This window comes from Nonomuraea sp. NPDC049684 (assembly GCF_044465345.1).
Classification (GTDB): domain Bacteria; phylum Actinomycetota; class Actinomycetes; order Streptosporangiales; family Streptosporangiaceae; genus Nonomuraea.
Genome location: NZ_JBITLO010000003.1, coordinates 478,544 through 496,509, shown reverse-complemented (window position 1 = coordinate 496,509; position 17,966 = coordinate 478,544). Strand labels below are relative to the sequence as shown.

General features: G+C 72.5%; 15 protein-coding genes. All 15 read right to left on the bottom strand.

The window, feature by feature from the left end; genetic code table 11:
* Positions 1-42 precede the first annotated feature (42 nt).
* The 15 genes from ACIBST_RS12615 to pyrR all read right to left on the bottom strand — a co-directional run bounded on the left by ACIBST_RS12615 (position 43) and on the right by pyrR (position 17,936).
* Positions 43-2,778: a primosomal protein N' gene (locus ACIBST_RS12615; RefSeq protein WP_397171292.1), complete on the bottom strand. Its 2,736-nt coding sequence runs from the start codon at positions 2,776-2,778 to the stop codon at positions 43-45.
* Positions 2,779-3,185: 407 nt separating this feature from the next.
* The gene (gene metK, locus ACIBST_RS12610) at positions 3,186-4,373 is read right to left on the bottom strand and encodes a methionine adenosyltransferase (protein ID WP_352322591.1); all 1,188 of its coding nucleotides are present in this window, start codon (positions 4,371-4,373) and stop codon (positions 3,186-3,188) included.
* 176 nt (positions 4,374-4,549) lie between these two features.
* The gene (locus tag ACIBST_RS12605; RefSeq protein ID WP_352322592.1) at positions 4,550-4,873 is read right to left on the bottom strand and encodes a hypothetical protein; all 324 of its coding nucleotides are present in this window, start codon (positions 4,871-4,873) and stop codon (positions 4,550-4,552) included.
* Positions 4,874-4,999: 126 nt separating this feature from the next.
* Complete coding sequence (coaBC, locus tag ACIBST_RS12600) at positions 5,000-6,193, bottom strand: bifunctional phosphopantothenoylcysteine decarboxylase/phosphopantothenate--cysteine ligase CoaBC (RefSeq protein ID WP_397171291.1); 1,194 nt, start codon at positions 6,191-6,193, stop codon at positions 5,000-5,002.
* Positions 6,194-6,201: 8 nt separating this feature from the next.
* A complete protein-coding gene (gene rpoZ, locus ACIBST_RS12595) occupies positions 6,202-6,471 on the bottom strand; it encodes a DNA-directed RNA polymerase subunit omega (RefSeq protein ID WP_043638590.1) in 270 nt (89 codons plus the stop codon).
* 5 nt (positions 6,472-6,476) lie between these two features.
* The gene (gene gmk / locus ACIBST_RS12590) at positions 6,477-7,064 is read right to left on the bottom strand and encodes a guanylate kinase (protein ID WP_352353665.1); all 588 of its coding nucleotides are present in this window, start codon (positions 7,062-7,064) and stop codon (positions 6,477-6,479) included.
* Positions 7,065-7,185: 121 nt separating this feature from the next.
* The gene (mihF, locus tag ACIBST_RS12585; RefSeq protein ID WP_020541698.1) at positions 7,186-7,509 is read right to left on the bottom strand and encodes an integration host factor, actinobacterial type; all 324 of its coding nucleotides are present in this window, start codon (positions 7,507-7,509) and stop codon (positions 7,186-7,188) included.
* 747 nt (positions 7,510-8,256) lie between these two features.
* Positions 8,257-8,955 (bottom strand): orotidine-5'-phosphate decarboxylase, encoded by a 699-nt coding sequence (gene pyrF, locus ACIBST_RS12580; RefSeq protein WP_397171289.1) that lies wholly within the window; start codon positions 8,953-8,955, stop codon positions 8,257-8,259.
* Entirely contained in the window at positions 8,952-9,929 is a 978-nt protein-coding gene (locus tag ACIBST_RS12575; RefSeq protein WP_352353184.1) for a dihydroorotate dehydrogenase, read from the bottom strand. The genes pyrF and ACIBST_RS12575 overlap by 4 nt, the downstream gene beginning before the upstream one ends.
* Positions 9,919-10,770 (bottom strand): dihydroorotate dehydrogenase electron transfer subunit, encoded by an 852-nt coding sequence (locus tag ACIBST_RS12570; RefSeq protein ID WP_352322596.1) that lies wholly within the window; start codon positions 10,768-10,770, stop codon positions 9,919-9,921. Before ACIBST_RS12570 ends, ACIBST_RS12575 begins: the two co-directional genes overlap by 11 nt.
* Before the next feature lie 37 nt (positions 10,771-10,807).
* Entirely contained in the window at positions 10,808-14,095 is a 3,288-nt protein-coding gene (gene carB, locus ACIBST_RS12565) for a carbamoyl-phosphate synthase large subunit (protein WP_397171287.1), read from the bottom strand.
* A complete protein-coding gene (gene carA / locus ACIBST_RS12560) occupies positions 14,082-15,188 on the bottom strand; it encodes a glutamine-hydrolyzing carbamoyl-phosphate synthase small subunit (protein WP_397171285.1) in 1,107 nt (368 codons plus the stop codon). The genes carB and carA overlap by 14 nt, the downstream gene beginning before the upstream one ends.
* Positions 15,185-16,480 carry a dihydroorotase gene (locus ACIBST_RS12555; protein ID WP_397171283.1) on the bottom strand — a complete coding sequence of 432 codons (1,296 nt, stop codon included), beginning with the start codon at positions 16,478-16,480 and terminating at the stop codon, positions 15,185-15,187. The genes carA and ACIBST_RS12555 overlap by 4 nt, the downstream gene beginning before the upstream one ends.
* On the bottom strand, positions 16,477-17,394 hold the full coding sequence (locus ACIBST_RS12550; protein ID WP_352353188.1) for an aspartate carbamoyltransferase catalytic subunit: 918 nt from the start codon (positions 17,392-17,394) through the stop codon (positions 16,477-16,479). The genes ACIBST_RS12555 and ACIBST_RS12550 overlap by 4 nt, the downstream gene beginning before the upstream one ends.
* Entirely contained in the window at positions 17,391-17,936 is a 546-nt protein-coding gene (pyrR, locus tag ACIBST_RS12545) for a bifunctional pyr operon transcriptional regulator/uracil phosphoribosyltransferase PyrR (protein ID WP_364331544.1), read from the bottom strand. Before pyrR ends, ACIBST_RS12550 begins: the two co-directional genes overlap by 4 nt.
* Positions 17,937-17,966: the final 30 nt, after the last annotated feature.

The window sequence follows — 17,966 nt, the reverse complement described above, 5'->3', positions numbered from 1 at the left end:
CGCTAACGGCTGACCAACAGATGAGCGAATCGGGGAAACGGTCTAAATCAGGTCGAGTGGGTCGACACTCACCCTCACGACATCTGGTGTCTTACGCGCCGCACGTACCCCACTGGCCCCCTTGAGGGCGGCCGACAACGCCGCCCCGCCGCCGCGCCGTACCCGGATCATGGCCCGCTCCAGGCCCGACTCGTCGACCGGGACGGGGCCGAGCACCTGGGCGTCCGGCGGGAGGCGCACCTCGTCGAGCATCTGCCGGACGGCGCTCGCCGAGCCCGTCAGCGTCGCCATCCGCACGGCGGGCGGGAACCCCAGCTCGGCCCGGTCGCCCAGTTCGCGCTCGGCGTGCGTGATCGGGTCCCACCGCAGCAGCGCCTGCACGGACGGCAGCCCGGCGTCCCCGAGCACCACCAGCTCGGCCGACGGCCGCAGCAGCGCGGCGGCGTTCATCCACCGGCGCAGCGTCTCCTCCCCCGCCCGCAGGTCGGCCCGGCCGAGCAGCGCCCACCCGTCGAGCAGCACGGCGGCCGCGTAGCCGCCCTCGGCCACCGGCTCGGCGCCGGGCGTGGCGACCACGAGGGCGCGCGCGGCGGGCACACTGGCCAGCACCCCGTCGCGGCCCGAGGTGCGCACCTGCACCGACGGGAAGGCCCGCCCCAGCTCTTCCGCGGTGCGCCGGGCGCCGGTGACGACCGCCCGCAACCGGGGGCTGCCGCAGGACGGGCACCGCCAGTCGGCGTCCACCCGGCCGCACCAGCGGCAGTAGGGGGCGGCGTGCCCGGCCCTGAGCGCGAGCGGCCCGTGGCACAGCGACTCGCCGCTCCCGTGCCCTTCCGGCGTCCCGCCCGTCGCGTCCGTGGCGGTGGCCAGAGCTCCGGCGTCCGGCTCCGCCGCGCCGAGAGCCGCCTGCGGACCCCCCGTGACCGGCGCGGCCAGGTGCGGGGCGATCCTGGTGGGCGGCAGGACGCAGCGCGCCGGGGCGCGGCAGTGCCGGCAGGCCAGCGCCGGGAGGTAACCGCGCCTGGGCACCTGCACCAGCACCGGCCCGCTCTCCAGCCCCTGGCGCAGCGCCCGCCAGGCCAGGCTGGGCAGCCTCGCCTGCCGGGCCGCCTGGTCCTTGGCCAGCTCGGCGTCCTCACCCGCGGGACGCACCCGCGGGGCCAGGCTCCTGATCGTGGTGCGCGCGGCCACGATGGGCCTGGCCCAGCGCGCGGCGATGAGCTGGGTGGCCTCGGCCGTACGCGCGTAGCCGCCGATCAGCATGGCCGCGCCCGTCCGGTGGGCGCGCAGGCCGAGGACCTCCCTGGCGTGGGGGTAGGGGGCCAGGCGTTCGGCGTGCAGGTCGTCGCCGTCGTCCCAGATGGCCACCAGGCCGAGCTCCGCGACGGGGGCGAACATGGCGGCCCGGGTGCCCACGACGGCGCGCACCTGGCCTCTGAGGACCTTCAGCCATCGCCTGTACCGCTCGGCGGGGCCGAGGTCGGCCGTGAGCGCCACATGCCTGCCGGGGCCGAGCAGCCGCTCGAACGCGGCGTCCGCCAGCGCGACGTCCTTGCCGTCGGGCACCACGAGGACCGCGCCCCGCCCGCCGTCGAGGGTGGCGAGCACCGCCTCCGCCATCGCTCCGGCCCATCCGGTGGCGCCGGGCAGCGCCGACCACACGGCCCGGGGGGCGCGGCCGTGGCGCAGCGCGTCCAGGAAGGAGGGGCCGGTCGGATAGGCGCCCCAGGCGCTCTTACGGCTTTCCGCCGCCCGTTCGTGGGCGTCCGTCCCGTTCACCCGCTCCGGACGAGCCTCCGCCCGTCCGCGCCCGGGGGCCTCCGCAGGTTCGGCCGCGGCCTGGTGCGGCGCGCCGACCCGTTGCGGTGCGCCGACCTGTTCGGGCCGCCCGTCCGCCGGGGCCACCGCTTCCAGCCCCCCTCCCGAGAACGCCTCGCGCGGGCCAGACGAGCCCTCCACGCCCCCGCTCTCCGCAGGCGTACCCGAAGCAACCTGCGCGACCGCAACAGCGGCAGGCTCGCTCCCGCCGACTCGGACGATGTCGGGCCCCCCGCTCCCGGCCACCTGGCCCGCGACAGGAGACGCACTCGCGACGGCCCGGGCCACGGCGGCGGAAGCACTCCGCGCCGCCTCACTTGAGGCGTCGGGCGCCGGGGCCAGGTCGGTGGTAGACGGGTCGGCGGCGGACAGATCGGCGGCGGACGGGCCAGCCGCAGACGGATCAGCGGCGGACGGGCCTGCGGGGGGCGGGTCAGCAGAAGGCGAGCCGGCGAGGGGCGAGGCGACGGAAGGCGGGCCGACAGGCGGCGGGGCGACGGAAGGCGGGGCGGCAGGCGGCGGAACCTCGGCCTCGGCCTTGGCGTGGCGCGGCGGAACGGCCAGGCGCAGCACGTCGGTGAGGGTGCCCGCGTAACGGTCGGCCACCGCGCGGGCCAGACCGGCGATCTCCGGCGTGAGCACCTGCTCGGGAGAGACCACCCGTTCGAGCGGCGTCAGCTTGCCCTCATGGTCGCTCTCGTCCACGCGCTCCAGCAGGAACGCGTCGATCAGCTTGCCCGCGAACCGCACCCGCACCCGCACCCCCGGCCGGGCCGCCTCGTGCATGGCGGCGGGCACCAGGTAGTCGAAGGGCCGGTCGAGGTGCGGCAGGGGACTGTCCACGACCACCCGCGCCACGGGCCGCTCGGGCGCCGCGACCACCGCCCCCTTGGTGTCCTTGGACGACGCAGGAGGCCGCACGGCGTCGAGCGGCAGGAGGGCGTCGTCGGAGTGGGTCACGCACTAACGTCTACCAGACCCCGCGCCCCGCCATCCCCACACCGCCGTCGCAGGGCACCGCGACGCGCCCCACCGTCCACCCGCTCCCCCACCAGCCCGAACAGCGCTCCCGCACCCCCACAGGACGACCGCGCAAAGGCGCGCAGACGCGACCGTTCGGCCTTCCGAGGCCGTTCCCGGTCCCGACGCCCGACGCCCGCCGACCGCCCCGACAAACCAGCCCGAGATCGTCACAGGGCCGCAGGCACGCCAGAAGAGAAAGTCAGCCCAGCAGGAACCCGAGAGCCCTCGGCCCAAGAGGTCAGGCGAACGCCCGCATTCAACCACCCCGGCCCACGACAAGTGCCGCACCCAACCCTCAAAAGGGCCGAATGCGGCACCTGCACGAAAACCAGAAACCCAGTGGGTCAGAGACCGGCAGCCGTCCGAAGGGCCTCGGCGCGGTCGGTGGACTCCCAGGAGAAGCCCTCACGGCCGAAGTGCCCGTACGCGGCGGTCTCGGAGTAGATCGGGCGCAGCAGGTCGAGGTCGCGGATGATCGCGGCCGGACGCAGGTCGAAGACGCGCAGCACGGCCGCCTGGATCTGCTCCACCGGCAGCTTCTCGGTGCCGAAGCACTCCACGAACAGACCCACCGGCTGCGCCTTGCCGATCGCGTACGCGACCTGCACCTCGCACCGGTCGGCCAGCCCGGCCGCGACGACGTTCTTGGCCACCCAGCGCATCGCGTAGGCCGCCGAGCGGTCGACCTTGGACGGGTCCTTGCCCGAGAACGCGCCACCGCCGTGACGGGCCATGCCGCCGTAGGTGTCGATGATGATCTTGCGGCCGGTCAGGCCGGCGTCGCCCATCGGGCCGCCGATCTCGAAGCGACCGGTCGGGTTGACCAGCAGCCGGTAGCCCTCGGTCTCGATCTCCAGCCCGTCGAGCACGGGGTCGACCACGTGCTCCTTGATGTCGGGGGCGAGCATCTCCTTGAGGTCGATCTCGGCCGCGTGCTGGGTGGAGACGACCACGGTGTCGAGGCGGACGGGCTTGTCGCCGTCGTACTCGATGGTGACCTGGGTCTTGCCGTCGGGGCGCAGGTAGGGAACCTTGCCGGTCTTGCGGACCTCGGACAGGCGCTGGGCGAGCCGGTGCGCGAGCGTGATCGGCAGCGGCATCAGCTCCGGCGTCTCGCGGCAGGCGTAGCCGAACATCAGGCCCTGGTCGCCGGCGCCCTGGCGGTCGAGCTCGTCGGCGTCGCCGCCCACGCGGTGCTCGTAGGCGTCGTCGACCCCCTGGGCGATGTCGGGCGACTGCGCGCCGATGGACACCGACACGCCGCAGGAGGCGCCGTCGAAGCCCTTGTGGGAAGCGTCGTAGCCGATCTCCAGGATCTTCTCCCGGATGACGCCGGGGATGTCGACGTAGGTCTCGGTCGTGACCTCGCCTGCGACATGGACCTGGCCGGTAGTGATCAGCGTCTCGACGGCGACCCGGCTCTTGGGGTCGTCCTTGAGCATGGCGTCGAGAATCGCGTCACTGATCTGGTCGGCGATCTTGTCCGGGTGGCCTTCGGTGACCGACTCGGAGGTGAACAGGCGACGTGACAACTCAGTGGCTCCTCATGCAGCGGCTGCTGACGGATGTGGGGCCCGGGACGGAAGAACACGCCAGGGCCTCGCCGAAGTCTAGCCCCACCCGGCGTCCGGTCGCGAAACCGTCCCGTGTCCGTGTCCGGTCACGTGTCCGGTCACGTGTCCGGTCACGTGTCAGGCCGTATGCCCGCTCACAGGTCGGGGAGGGGATCCGGCGGCAGCGTCTCGGGCGCGAAGACCTCGGCGTCGGCGGCGGAGACCACCGCCGCGTACTCCTCGTCGAACTCGAACACCGTGTTGCCGAGCTCGATGAACGGGCCGGGCAGGATCGGGCCGAGCCTGGTGTGCCGCGGGTACGTGGCGAACACCGCGACCGGGCGGTCGCTCCTGAGGGTCCGCGTGGTGAGCACCGAGACGGACGAATCGGTGACGACGATGAGGAAGTGGCCCGTTCCCGTCGGCCCCACGGACAACGCGGGGAAGACGTAACGGATCCCTCCCTGGTCTTCCAGCAATCTCCTGCAACGATCCCTGACAGCGGAACCCACCGGCATTCCGTCCCCCTTTGCCCCCAAGTATCGGTAGGCGTCCGGGGTGCCGCAACTGGCGATCAGGTAATCGTTCTTGCACGAAGGCGCGCGTCAGGACAGACGGGGCGCGACCAGGTCCCAGACGGCGTCGGCGACGTCGTCCTTGGGGCCGCGCGGCACCTCGACCGGCTCGCCGCCGGCGACCAGGACGGTGGCGGCGTTGTCGGGCGTGCCGAACGCCAGCCCCTCCCCCACCTGGTTGACGACCAGCAGGTCGCAGCCCTTCCTGGCCAGCTTGGCCTGCCCGTTGGCGAGCACGTCGTCGGTCTCGGCCGCGAACCCGACGATCACCCGGGGAGCTGCGCCGCCCTCGCGCCGCAGCCGGCCCAGCTCGGCCAGGATGTCGGGGTTCTTCGTCAGGCGGATGGGGTCGGGCTCGCCGTCGGTCTTCTTGATCTTCGTCTCGTGCCGGGACGCCGGGCGGAAGTCGGCCACCGCGGCCGCCATGACGACGGCGTCGGCCTTCTCGGTGGCGGACAGCACCGCCTCGCGCAGCTCGGCCGTGGACCCCACCCGCACCACGGCGGCCCCCGCGGGATCGGGGAGCGCGACGTTGGCCGCCACCAGGGTCACCTCGGCGCCGCGCGCGACCGCCGTGCGGGCCAGGGCGTACCCCTGCAGGCCGGAGGAGCGGTTGCCGATGTAGCGGACCGGGTCGATCGCCTCGCGGGTGCCTCCTGCGGAGATCACCACCTTGCGCCCGGCCAGGTCGCGCGGCCTGCCGCGCAGCACGCGCAGGCAGACCTGGAAGATCTCGGCGGGGTCGGGCAGGCGGCCGGGGCCGGTGTCGGCGCCGGTGAGGCGCCCCACGGCCGGGTCGATGACGACGGCCCCGCGCTCGCGCAGGGTCGCGACGTTGGCGCGGGTGGCCGGATGCTGCCACATCTCGGTGTGCATGGCCGGGGCGAACACGACCGGGCAGCGCGCCGTCAGCAGCGTGTTGGTCAGCAGGTCGTCGGCGAGCCCGTGGGCCGCCTTGGCCAGGGTGTTGGCGGTCGCCGGCGCCACCACGACGAGATCGGCGCGCTGGCCGATGCGGACGTGGGGCACCTCGTGAACGTCGTCCCAGACGTCGGCGGTCACGGGGTTGCCCGACAGGGCGGCCCACGTGGGCTCGCCCACGAAACGCAGGACCTCGCGGGTCGGCACGACCCGCACCTCGTGACCTGACTCGGTGAACAGCCGCAGCAGCTCACATGCCTTGTACGCGGCGATGCCGCCGCTGACGCCGAGGACGACCTTCATCGAAGGGGTCAGACCGCGCCTTCGATGGGCTCGGCGTTGAGCAGGCCCTCGGAGACCTCGCGCAGCGCGATGGACAGCGGCTTCTCCTGAGCATGCGTCTCGACCAGCGGCCCGACGTATTCCAGCAGGCCCTCGCCGAGCTGGGAGTAGTAGGCGTTGATCTGGCGGGCGCGCTTGGCGCCCATGATCACCAGGGAGTACTTGCTGTCGACGATGTCGAGCAGCGCGTCGATCGGCGGGTTGGTGATGCCCTCCGCGGCCGGGGTGGTGCCTGCCACGATTGTCAGACCTCTCGGTTGATGGTGGTGGTGACCCCCTGAGGGTCAGTCATCAAGGCTATCAGCCGGTGACACACTTCTTGGACACTCGTGTTCACCAGCGTGAGGTCGAACTCCGACTCGGCCGCCATCTCGACCCGTCCGGCCTTGAGCCGGCGCTCGATGACGTCCTCCGGCTCGGTGCCGCGGCCGCGCAGCCGCTTCTCCAGCTCCTCCCACGTCGGGGGGGCCAGGAAGACCAGCAGGGCGTCGGGCATGGTGGTGCGCACCTGCCTGGCGCCTTCCAGATCGATCTCCAGGACGGTCGGCACGCCCTGGGCGAGCTTGTCCAGCACCGGCTCGCGCGGGGTGCCGTAGCGGTTGCCCGCGAACTCGGCCCACTCCAGCAGCTCGCCGGCCTCGACCAGGCGGTCGAACTCCGCGCCGTCGACGAAGAAGTAGTGGACCCCGTTGACCTCGCCGGGACGGGGCCTCCTGGTGGTCACCGAGACCGACAGCCACACCTCGGGGTGTGCCCGCCGGAGCTCGGCGACGACCGTGGACTTGCCGACGCCCGACGGCCCTGACAGGACCGTCAGACGCCTCCTGCTCAGGGGGAGGAAGCCGACCTTCGCTCCCGATCCGACTGCCTCGTGGGCCCTTGCTTCGCCGGACCAGGACCTGTCGGTCACTTCCTACCCCCCGTTGAACCTGCGCTTTCTTGTGGAACAGAGATTAGCTCTCGTTGCCACCGAACTCGCGCTCGAGGGAAGCCCTCTGGTTCGCGCCGAGACCCCGCACGCGGCGGGACTCGGCGATGGCAAGCCGCTCCATGAGCTGCTTGGCGCGGACCTTGCCCACGCCGGGGAGCGATTCCAACAGTGCCGACACCTTCATCTTGCCGATGACGTCGTCGGTCTGCCCATCCTTGAGCACCTCAGCCAGAGAAACCGCGCCATGCTTGAGCCGGTTCTTGACCTCGGCACGCTCTTTACGGGCCTTGGCAGCCTTCTCAAGGGCTGCGGCGCGCTGCTCAGGGGTCAGGGGAGGAAGAGCCACGCCGGGTCACCTCGAATTTCTGTCGATGTACTCGGACGGGAAGGGAAACTAGCTGGTCATCGCCCCCTAAGCAACGTCAAGAGCGGTTTCTCTCCTCACAAAATCCACTTCATCACTGTCCGTGAGCGTAAAATTACACACTGCTGATCAAATCGCCCTCACTTCCCGCTTCGCGCGTCCGCTCGGGACGGCGTCCCGGAACAGGGCGAAGATCGCTGGCGCGATGCCGGCCGATGTCCGAAACCAGGGCCGGACCAGGACCGAAACCAGAATCGGGAAGGGTGCGCGAACGCCCGGCGGATGCATTACGATCTTGTGAAGCGAGGGCTGCGCGAACGGTCCGGCGACACCTGCCGCCATGCCCCCGCCCGCACGGAGAACCACCCTCCGCGCACGCGAAGCTCGTGCCCCCGCCCCCCGCGGACAAGCACCTCTCCGCCGCACGCCAGAAGCGCGCCTCCGCCCGCACGGAGAGGCTCAGCCGAGCGCACGCCGGAAGCGCGCCTCCGCCTGCGAGGAAGGCGGGTCTCCACGCCGCGGAGACCCCTCCCCTGCCTCGCGCCAGAACGCGCGCGCCGGGAGCCGGCACGGCGGCCCGGAGGCGGACGCCCGACCCCAGAACCGGCGCAGCAAGCTGGAGGCGGATGCCCGAGCCCAGGGCCGGCGCGGCGGACGGAAGGCGGACGCCCGGGACAGGAGCCAGCGGGACGCGGGTGGGTGCCCGGGGTGGTGGCCCGGGCGCCGGGGTCAGGAGGTGGTCGTGCGGCGGAGTGAGGCGGCGATGGCGGCGGCGGCCGCGCCCGGGTCCGCCGCGCCCGTGATCGGACGCCCGATCACCAGCAGGTCGGCCCCGTCGGCCAGCGCCTGCTCGGGCGTCGCCACGCGCACCTGGTCCTGGACGTCGGCCCCCTGAGGCCGCACGCCCGGCGTGATGAGGGTGATGCCGGGCCCCACCTCGGCCCGCACCGCCGCGACCTCGTTGGGCGAGCACACCAGCGCCGTGGCCCCGGCCTCGACCGACAGGGCCGCCAGGCGGCGCACGGCCTCGTCGGCCGGTCCGGCCAGGCCCATGCGGTCGAGGTCGGACTCGTCCAGCGAGGTGAGGATCGTCACAGCGGCGATCTTGGTCTGCGGGGCGGACTCGACCGCGGCCCGGATCATCGCCGCGCCGCCGGCCGCGTGCACGGTCAGGATGGCCGGACGCAGGCGGGAGACGGCCTTGGCGGCGCCCGCGACGGTGTTGGGGATGTCGTGCAGCTTGAGGTCGAGGAAGATCTGGACGCCGCTGGCGCCGCGCACGGAGGCGATCACGTCGGGGCCGTAGCGCAGGTACAGCTCCAGGCCCACCTTGATGGTGCTGACGTGCGGCGTCACCAGGCTCGCCCACCTGGCGGCGGTCTCCAGGTCGGGGGCGTCGAGGGCGACGGCGATGGGTGCGGGCGTCAAGGGGAGCTCTCCTCGGAGTCGACTAGAAGGTGCCGGGGAGCGCTCCCCGGCGGCCGGTGTGCCAGGCCGACGGCGTCGGCGAGGCGTTGGAAGCCGCGTGCCCGCAGCAGGTCCTCAAGCTCGCGCTCGATGCGCAGGCACGCGTAGGGGTCGTGGAACAGCGCGGTGCCCACCCCGACCAGGCAGGCGCCCGCCAGGATGAGCTGGAAGGCGTCCCGGCCGGTCATCACGCCGCCCATGCCGATCAGCGGCACCCCGGGCAGGGCCGCGTGCACCTGCCACACGCACCGGACGGCCAGGGGCAGGATGGCGGGCCCCGACAGCCCTCCGGTGACGGCGGCCAGCGACGGGCGCAGCGCCTCGGTGTCGATGGCCATGCCGAGCGGGTTGTTGATCATGGACAGGGCGTCCGCCCCGGCGTCCACGCAGGCGCGGGCGACCGAGACGATGTCGGCCACGTCGGGCGCGAGCTTGGCCACCACGGGGACGTCGTAGCGCATGATGGAGCGCACCGAGGCGATCACCTCGGCCGCGGCGCTGCCCTCGCGCGCGAAGACACGCCCTCTGTCCTCCATGTTCGGGCAAGAAAGGTTGACCTCCAGCGCGGTCACCCCGGGCGCGTCGGCGAGCCTGCGGGCCAGCTCGGAGTACTCGGCGACGGTGCCGCCGCCGATCGAGACGATGGTCTTGATGCCGCGCTGGGCCAGCCAGGGCAGCTCGCGCTCCAGGAACGCCTCGATGCCCGGCCCCTGGAGCCCGACGGCGTTGAGCATGCCGGAGGGCGTCTCGGCCATGCGCGGGGTCGGCCGGCCCGCCCGGGGGGCCATGGTGATGGACCGGGTGGTCAGCGCGCCGAGCCGGTGGAGGTCGAAGAACTGGGCGAGCTCCCGTCCGGAGCCCGCGCAGCCGGCGGCCGTGGTGACGGGGTTCGCCAGCTCGACGTGCGCCAGAAACGTACGCATATCAACTGACATGTCGTGCACCGCCTCCGGGGGCGCCGAGCGCGTCGAACGGGATCGTTCCCACGTCCTCGAAGCGCACCCGCTCCCCCCGGAACACCGGCCCCTCCGCGCACGCGCGGACCATCCTGGTCGCGCCGTCGTCGCCGATGACGGGGATGACGCACGTCATGCACACCCCGATGCCGCAGGCCATCTGTTCCTCGACGGCCACCTGCACGGGGATGTCGAACTCCATCGCCACCGCCGTCACCGCCCGCAGCGCCGGCATGGGCGCGCAGGCGTAGACGGCGTCGGCCCGGGTGTCGGCGATCACCGAGGGCAGCGCGTCGGTGACCTTGCCGCGCAGGCCGAGCGAGCCGTCCTCGGTGGTCAGGGTCGTCGTCTCGGCGATGCGGCGGGCCCGCATGGCGCCGAAGACGCGGTCGGCCCCGGCGCCGCCGAGCACGAAGTCGACCCGGCAGCCGCGCGCCAGCAGCGCGTCGGCCAGCGGGAACAGCACGGCCGAGCCGTACTCGGCGCCGACCAGCACGCAGTTGACCGGGTCGCGCGGCAGCGGGAAGGGCCGGCCGAGCGGCCCGACCAGGTCGAGCGTGTCGCGGGCGCGCCGCTCGGCCAGCCAGGACGTGCCCGGCCCGGCGGCGGTGAAGACGAGCTCGACCGTGCCGCCGTAGTCGGACTTGACGTCATGGATGGACAGCGCGCGGCGCGTCACCATCGACGTGTGGGCCCCGCCGACCGCCACGGAGACGAAGTGGCCAGGGCGGTAACGCTCGGCGATGCCGGGCGCCACCACCGTCAGCGCATGGTAGGCGTCGACCCGGCGCGTCGTCAGCACCGTGCCCGTCACCTGCACAGGTGTGCCGGCCAGTCGTCTTCACCTCCCGCGCGGGTCAGCCGCGTAGTGCCTGTGCGTGCTCCTGGAGTGACCGCACGCCGACGTCGCCGCGGACGATCGCCTGGATCCCGGCCGCCGCCGCGGCCAGCCCCGCGACGGTGGTGATGCACGGGATGCCGCGCAGCACCGCCGCGGTGCGGATCTCGTAGCCGTCCAGGCGCGGCCCGGACTGGCCGGGGCTGCCGAACGGCGTGTTGACGATCAGGTCCACCTCGCCGTCGAGAATCGCCTGCACGCTCGTAGGCTCACCTCCGGGCCCGGTCCCCTCGCTGTGCTTTCGCACGATCTTGGCATGGACACCGTTGCGGCGCAGCACCTCGGCCGTGCCCTCGGTGGCGAGGATCTCGAAGCCGAGGTCGGCCAGTGCCTTCACAGGGAAGATCATCGCACGCTTGTCCCTGTTGGCCACGGACACGAACGCGCGTCCCTTGGTCGGAAGTTCGCCGTAGGCCCCGGCCTGGGACTTGGCGAACGCCACGCCGAAGAACGCGTCGATGCCCATGACCTCGCCCGTGGAGCGCATCTCGGGCCCGAGCACGGTGTCGACGCCCCGGAAGCGGTTGAAGGGCAGCACGGCCTCCTTGACCGCGATGGACGCCTCCAGCGGCAGCGTGCCGCCGTCGCCGGTGGCCGGCAGCATGCCCTCGGCGCGCAGCGAGGCGATCGAGGAGCCGAGCATCACCCGGGCCGCCGCCTTGGCCAGCGGCGTGGCCGTCGCCTTGGACACGAACGGCACGGTACGGCTGGCCCGCGGGTTTGCCTCCAGGACGTACAGGACGCCGGCCGACATGGCGTACTGGACGTTCAGCAGCCCGCGCACGCCCACCCCGGCGGCGATGGCCTCGGTGGCGGCGCGGATGCGCTTGACGTCGTGGCTGCCGAGCGTGAGCGGCGGCAGCGCGCAGGCCGAGTCGCCGGAGTGGATGCCGGCCTCCTCGATGTGCTCCATGACGCCGCCGAGGAACAGCTCCTGGCCGTCGTAGAGCGCGTCGACGTCGATCTCGATGGCCTCGTCGAGGAACTTGTCCACCAGGACCGGGTGGCCGCCCTCCTGGGCCGCCATGTACGTCGTCAGCGTCTCGTCGTCGTAGACGATGGCCATGCCGGCCCCGCCGAGCACGTACGAGGGCCGCACCAGCACCGGGTAGCCGATCTCCCCGGCGATCTCCAGCGCCTCGGGCACCGTCAGCGCGGTGCCGTGCTTGGGCGCGGGCAGCCCGGCCTCGGCCAGCACCCGCCCGAACGCGCCGCGCTCCTCGGCCAGGTGGATCGACTCGGGCGAGGTGCCGACCACGGGCACGCCCGCGTCCTTCAGCGCCTGCGCCAGGCCGAGCGGCGTCTGGCCGCCGAGCTGCACGATCACGCCCACGACCGGGCCGGTCTGCTGCTCGGCGTGCACGACCTCCAGGACGTCCTCCAGCGTGAGCGGCTCGAAGTAGAGCCGGTCGGAGGTGTCGTAGTCGGTCGAGACGGTCTCGGGGTTGCAGTTGACCATGACGGTCTCGAACCCGGCCCGCGACAGCTCGAAGGAGGCGTGCACGCACGCGTAGTCGAACTCGATGCCCTGCCCGATGCGGTTGGGCCCGGAGCCGAGGATGATGACCTTCTCCCGCTCGCCGGAGGGGACCTCGGTCTCCTCGTCGTAGGTGGAGTACAGGTACGGCGTCCTGGCGGCGAACTCGGCGGCGCAGGTGTCGACGGTGTTGTAGACCGGCCGCACGCCGAGCGCGTGCCGCAGGCCGCGCACGTGGGCCTCCTCGACGCCGCGGAGCTCGGCGATCTGCACGTCGGAGAAGCCGTGGTGCTTGGCGCGGGTCAGCACGTCGGCGGTGAGCTCGGGCGCGGCGGCGATCTCCTGGGCCTCCTCCTCCAGCAGCAGGAGCTGGTCGAGGAACCAGGGGTCGACGCTGGTGGCCTCGAACAGCTCGGCCGCGGTCGCGCCCGCGCGCACGGCCTGCTGCATCGTGCGCAGCCGCCCGTCGTGCGGGGTGCGGCAGGCCGCCAGCAGCTCGTCCTTGTCCTGGACGGGCCCGGCCCAGGTGAAGGCGGAGTCCTTCTTCTCCAGCGAGCGCAGCGCCTTCTGCAGCGCCTCGGTGAAGGAGCGGCCGATGGCCATGGCCTCGCCGACGGACTTCATGTGCGTGGTCAGCGTGCGGTCGGCCCCGCGGAACTTCTCGAAGGCGAAGCGCGGCACCTTGACCACGATGTAGTCGAGGGTCGGCTCGAAGGAGGCCGGGGTCTCCTTGGTGATGTCGTTGGGGATCTCGTCGAGGGTGTAGCCGATGGCCAGCTTGGCGGCGATCTTGGCGATCGGGAAGCCGGTGGCCTTGGAGGCCAGCGCGCTGGAGCGGGAGACGCGCGGGTTCATCTCGATGACGATCATGCGCCCGGTGCGCGGGTCGACGGCGAACTGGATGTTGCAGCCGCCGGTGTCCACGCCGACCTCGCGGATGACCGCGATGGCCACGTCGCGCATGTTCTGGTACTCGCGGTCGGTCAGGGTCAGCGCGGGCGCGACGGTGACGCTGTCGCCGGTGTGCACGCCCATCGGGTCGATGTTCTCGATGGAGCACACGATGACGACGTTGTCCGCCTTGTCGCGCATGACCTCCAGCTCGTACTCCTTCCAGCCGAGGATGGACTCCTCCAGGAGCACCTCGGTGGTCGGCGAGGCGTCGAGGCCGGCGCCGGCGATGCGGCGCAGGTCGTCCTCGCCGTAGGCGAAGCCGGAGCCGACGCCGCCCATGGTGAAGCTGGGCCGGACGACCAGCGGGTAGCCCAGCTCGCCGGCGGCGGCCAGGCAGTCCTCCATCGTGTGGCAGATGACCGATCTGGCCGACTCGGCGTTGAGCCCGTGCTCGCGGGCGACCTTGGCGACGATCTCCTTGAACTTCTCGCGGTTCTCGCCCGCCTGGATCGCGTCGAAGTCGGCGCCGATCAGCTCGACCTCGTACTTCTCCAGCACGCCCGACTCGTGCAGCGCGACCGCGGTGTTCAGCGCGGTCTGGCCGCCCAGCGTGGGCAGCAGCGCGTCGGGGCGCTCCTTGGCGATGATCTTCTCGACGTACTCGGGGGTGATCGGCTCGACGTACGTGGCGTCGGCGAACTCGGGGTCCGTCATGATCGTGGCCGGGTTGCTGTTGACCAGGATGACGCGGAAGCCCTCGGCCCGCAGCACGCGGCAGGCCTGCGTGCCCGAGTAGTCGAACTCGCACGCCTGGCCGATCACGATCGGGCCGGAGCCGATCACCAGGACCGACCGGATGTCCTCACGCTTGGGCACGGCTCATGACCTCACAGAACTCGTCGAAGAGATAAGCGGCGTCGTGCGGCCCCGCGGCGGCCTCGGGGTGGTACTGGACGCTGAAGGCGCGCCCGTCGAGCAGGCGCAGGCCCTCCACGCACCGGTCGTTGAGGTTGACGTGGCTGACCTCGGCCGGGCCGTAGGGGGTCTCGAACGGCTCGCCGATCGGCGCCTCGACGGCGAACCCGTGGTTGTGGGCCGAGATCTCGACCTTGCCCGTGCGCACGTCCTGGACCGGCTGGTTGACGCCGCGGTGGCCGTAGCGCAGCTTGTACGTGGACAGCCCGAGCGCCCGGCCGAAGAGCTGGTTGCCGAAGCAGATGCCGAAGAACGGCACCCCGGCCTCCAGCACGCTCCGCAGCGCCGACACGTCGGCGGTGGCGGGGTCGCCGGGGCCGTTGGAGAAGAACACGCCGTCGGGCCCGACCGCCATGATCTGCTCGTACGTGGCCGTGGCGGGCAGCACGTGCACCTCGCAGCCGCGTTCGGCCATCCGGTGCGGGGTCATGCCCTTGATGCCGAGGTCCACGGCGGCGACGGTGAAGCGCTTGTCGCCGACCGCCGGCACGACGTACGGCTCGGCGGTGGCCACCTCGGCGGCCAGGTCGGCGCCCTCCATGGCGGGCGCGCGCCGCACCCGCTCGACGAGCTCCTCGACCGTCGCGGAGGGGGCCGAGAAGATGCCGGCCCGCATCGCGCCGCGCTCGCGCAGGTGGCGGGTCAGGGCGCGGGTGCCGGTGATGGCGATGCCGACCACGCCCTGCTGCTTGAGGTAGTCGTCGAGCGAGCGGTCGGCCCGCCAGTTGGAGACGACCCTGGACGGCTCGCGCACGACGTACCCGGCGACCCAGACGCGGCCCGACTCGGGGTCTTCGTCGTTGACGCCGGTGTTGCCGATGTGCGGGGCCGTCATGGCGACGATCTGCCGGTGGTAGGAGGGGTCGGTGAGGGTCTCCTGGTAGCCGGTCATGCCGGTGTTGAAGACCATCTCGCCGAACGTCTCGCCTTCGGCGCCGTAAGGAGTTCCGTGGAAGACGCGGCCGTCTTCCAGGACGAGCACCGCGGTGTTCAAACCAGCTTCCCTTCGAGAACGGTCGGCGTGCCGCGCAGGAACGTGGCGACCACCCGGCCGGGCAACGTCATCCCCTCGTACGGGGTGTTCCTGCTCTTGGAGGCGTAGGCGGAGGGGTCCACCTCGGTGCGGGCCGACGGGTCGTACAGCGTGATGTTGGCCGGCGCGCCCGGCTCCAGCGGACGGCCGTGGCCGGACAGGCGGCCGATGCGGGCGGGGGTGATCGACATGCGCTCGGCGACCCCGGCCCAGTCGAGCAGCCCGGTCTCGACCATGGCCTCCTGGACGACGCTCAGCGCGGTCTCCAGGCCGATCATGCCCATGGCCGCGGCCGGCCACTCGGTCTCCTTGTCCTCGACCGGGTGCGGGGCGTGGTCGGTGGCGACGACGTCGATCGTGCCGTCGGCCAGCGCGGCGCGCAGCGCCTGGACGTCGGCGTGCGTGCGCAGCGGCGGGTTGACCTTGTAGATCGGGTTGTAGGCGCCGACCGGGGACTCCTCGACGAGGTCGTCGGTGAGGAGCAGGTGGTGAGGGGTGACCTCGGCGGTGACGTTCCAGCCCTTGGACTTGGCCCAGCGGATGATCTCGACCGAGCCGGCGGTGGAGACGTGGCAGACGTGCAGGCGGGAGCCGACGTGCGCGGCCAGCAGGCAGTCGCGGGCGATGATCGCCTCCTCGGCCACGGCCGGCCAGCCGGTCAGGCCGAGCCTGCCGGAGACGACGCCCTCGTTCATCTGGGCGCCCTCGGTGAGCCTGGGCTCCTGGGCGTGCTGGGCGACGACGCCGTCGAACGCCTTGACGTACTCCAGGGCGCGGCGCATCAGCACGGCGTCGCTGACGCACTTGCCGTCGTCGGAGAAGACCCGGACCCGGGCGGCCGAGTCGGCCATCGCGCCGAGCTCGGCGAGCTGCCTGCCCTCCAGGCCGACGGTCACCGCGCCGACCGGCTGCACGTCGCAGTGGCCGAACTCGCGGCCGAGCCGCCACACCTGCTCGACCACGCCGGCGGTGTCGGCGACGGGCGAGGTGTTGGCCATGGCGTGCACGGCGGTGTAGCCGCCGCGGGCCGCGGACTGGGTGCCGGTCTGGACGGTCTCGGCGTCCTCGCGGCCGGGCTCGCGCAGGTGGGTGTGCAGGTCGACCAGGCCGGGCAGCGCGATCGCGCCGCCGCCGTCGACGCTCTCGCCGCCGGGGCCGGCGTCGAGGCCGGCGCCGATCTCGGCGACGCGCCCGTCGGCGATCCGGAGGTCCACCGGCTCCCCGCCGAGGATCCGCACGTTCTTGATGATCACTGGATCTCTCCCCCGAGCAGCAGGTACAGGACGGCCATGCGGATGGTCACGCCGTTGGCGACCTGCTCCACGATGGTGGAGCGCGGCGAGTCGGCCACCTCGGCGGCGATCTCCATGCCCCGGTTCATCGGCCCGGGGTGCATGACGATGGCCTCGTCCGGCATCTTGGCGAAGCGGTCGCGGTCGAGGCCGTAGCGGCGGGAGTACTCGCGCTCGCTGGGGAAGTAGGCGGCGTTCATCCGCTCCTTCTGCACCCGGAGCATCATGACCGCGTCGGACTTGGGCAGCACGGCGTCGAAGTCGTAGGACACCTCGCACGGCCAGGTGCCGACCGAGACGGGCAGCAGCGTGGGCGGCGCGACGAGGGTGACCTCGGCGCCGAGCGTGTTGAGCAGCAGCACGTTGGAGCGGGCGACCCGGCTGTGCAGCACGTCGCCGACGATGGTGACCCGGCGGCCGTCGAGCCCGCCGAGGCGGCGGCGCATCGAGAAGGCGTCGAGCAGCGCCTGCGTGGGGTGCTCGTGGGTGCCGTCGCCGGCGTTGACGACGCTGCCGCGCACCCAGCCGGCCAGCCGGTGCGGCGCGCCGGAGGAGCCGTGGCGGATGACGACGGCGTCGGCGCCCATGGCCTCCAGGGTGAGCGCGGTGTCCTTGAGCGACTCGCCCTTGGACACGCTCGACCCCTTGGCCGAGAAGTTGATGACGTCGGCCGACAGGCGCTTGGCCGCCGCCTCGAAGGAGATCCTGGTGCGGGTGGAGTCCTCGAAGAACAGGTTGACCACCGTGCGGCCGCGCAGCGTGGGCAGCTTCTTGATGGATCGTTCCGAGACCCTGGCCAGCTCCTCGGCGGTGTCGAGGATGAGCAGCGCGTCGTCCTTGGTCAGGTCGCCCGCCGAGATGAGGTGCCGGTTCATCGGTCGTCCTCCTTCATGAGCAGGACGGCGTCGCGGTCGTCGATCTCGGAGAGGTAGACCTTGACCTTCTCGCTCTTGGCGGTGGGCAGGTTCTTGCCCACGTAGTCGGCGCGGATGGGCAGCTCGCGATGGCCGCGGTCGACCAGCGTGGCGAGCTGCACGGCGGTCGGGCGGCCGAGGTCGTTGAGCGCGTCGAGCGCGGCGCGGACGGTGCGGCCGGAGTAGAGCACGTCGTCGACGAGGACGACCACCTTGCCGTCGATGCCGTCGGGCGGCAGCTCGGTGCGCCCGAGCGGGCGGACGGGGCCGCGGCGCAGGTCGTCGCGGTACATGGTGATGTCGATCGAGCCGACGGGGATCTTGAGCCCTTCGAACTGCTCGACGCGGTCGCCGAGCCGGCGGGCGAGCGTGGCGCCGCGGGTGGGGATGCCGAGGAGGACTACGTCACCGGCGCCCTTGGTGCGTTCGAGGATCTCGTGCGCGATCCGGGTCAGCGCCCGGTGGATGTCCGGGCCTTCGAGCACGGCCCTGGAATCGGACATGGAGGGATCTCACCACCTTTCCCGCCTCAC

Bases quoted from the DNA above. Each gene is read 5' to 3' on its own strand.
- coaBC (WP_397171291.1), bottom strand. From the start codon at position 6,193: ATGAAGGTCGTCCTCGGCGTCAGCGGCGGCATCGCCGCGTACAAGGCA.
- ACIBST_RS12575 (WP_352353184.1), bottom strand. From the start codon at position 9,929: ATGTCAGTTGATATGCGTACGTTTCTGGCGCACGTCGAGCTGGCGAAC.
- ACIBST_RS12550 (WP_352353188.1), bottom strand. From the start codon at position 17,394: ATGAACCGGCACCTCATCTCGGCGGGCGACCTGACCAAGGACGACGCG.
- pyrR (WP_364331544.1), bottom strand. From the start codon at position 17,936: ATGTCCGATTCCAGGGCCGTGCTCGAAGGCCCGGACATCCACCGGGCG.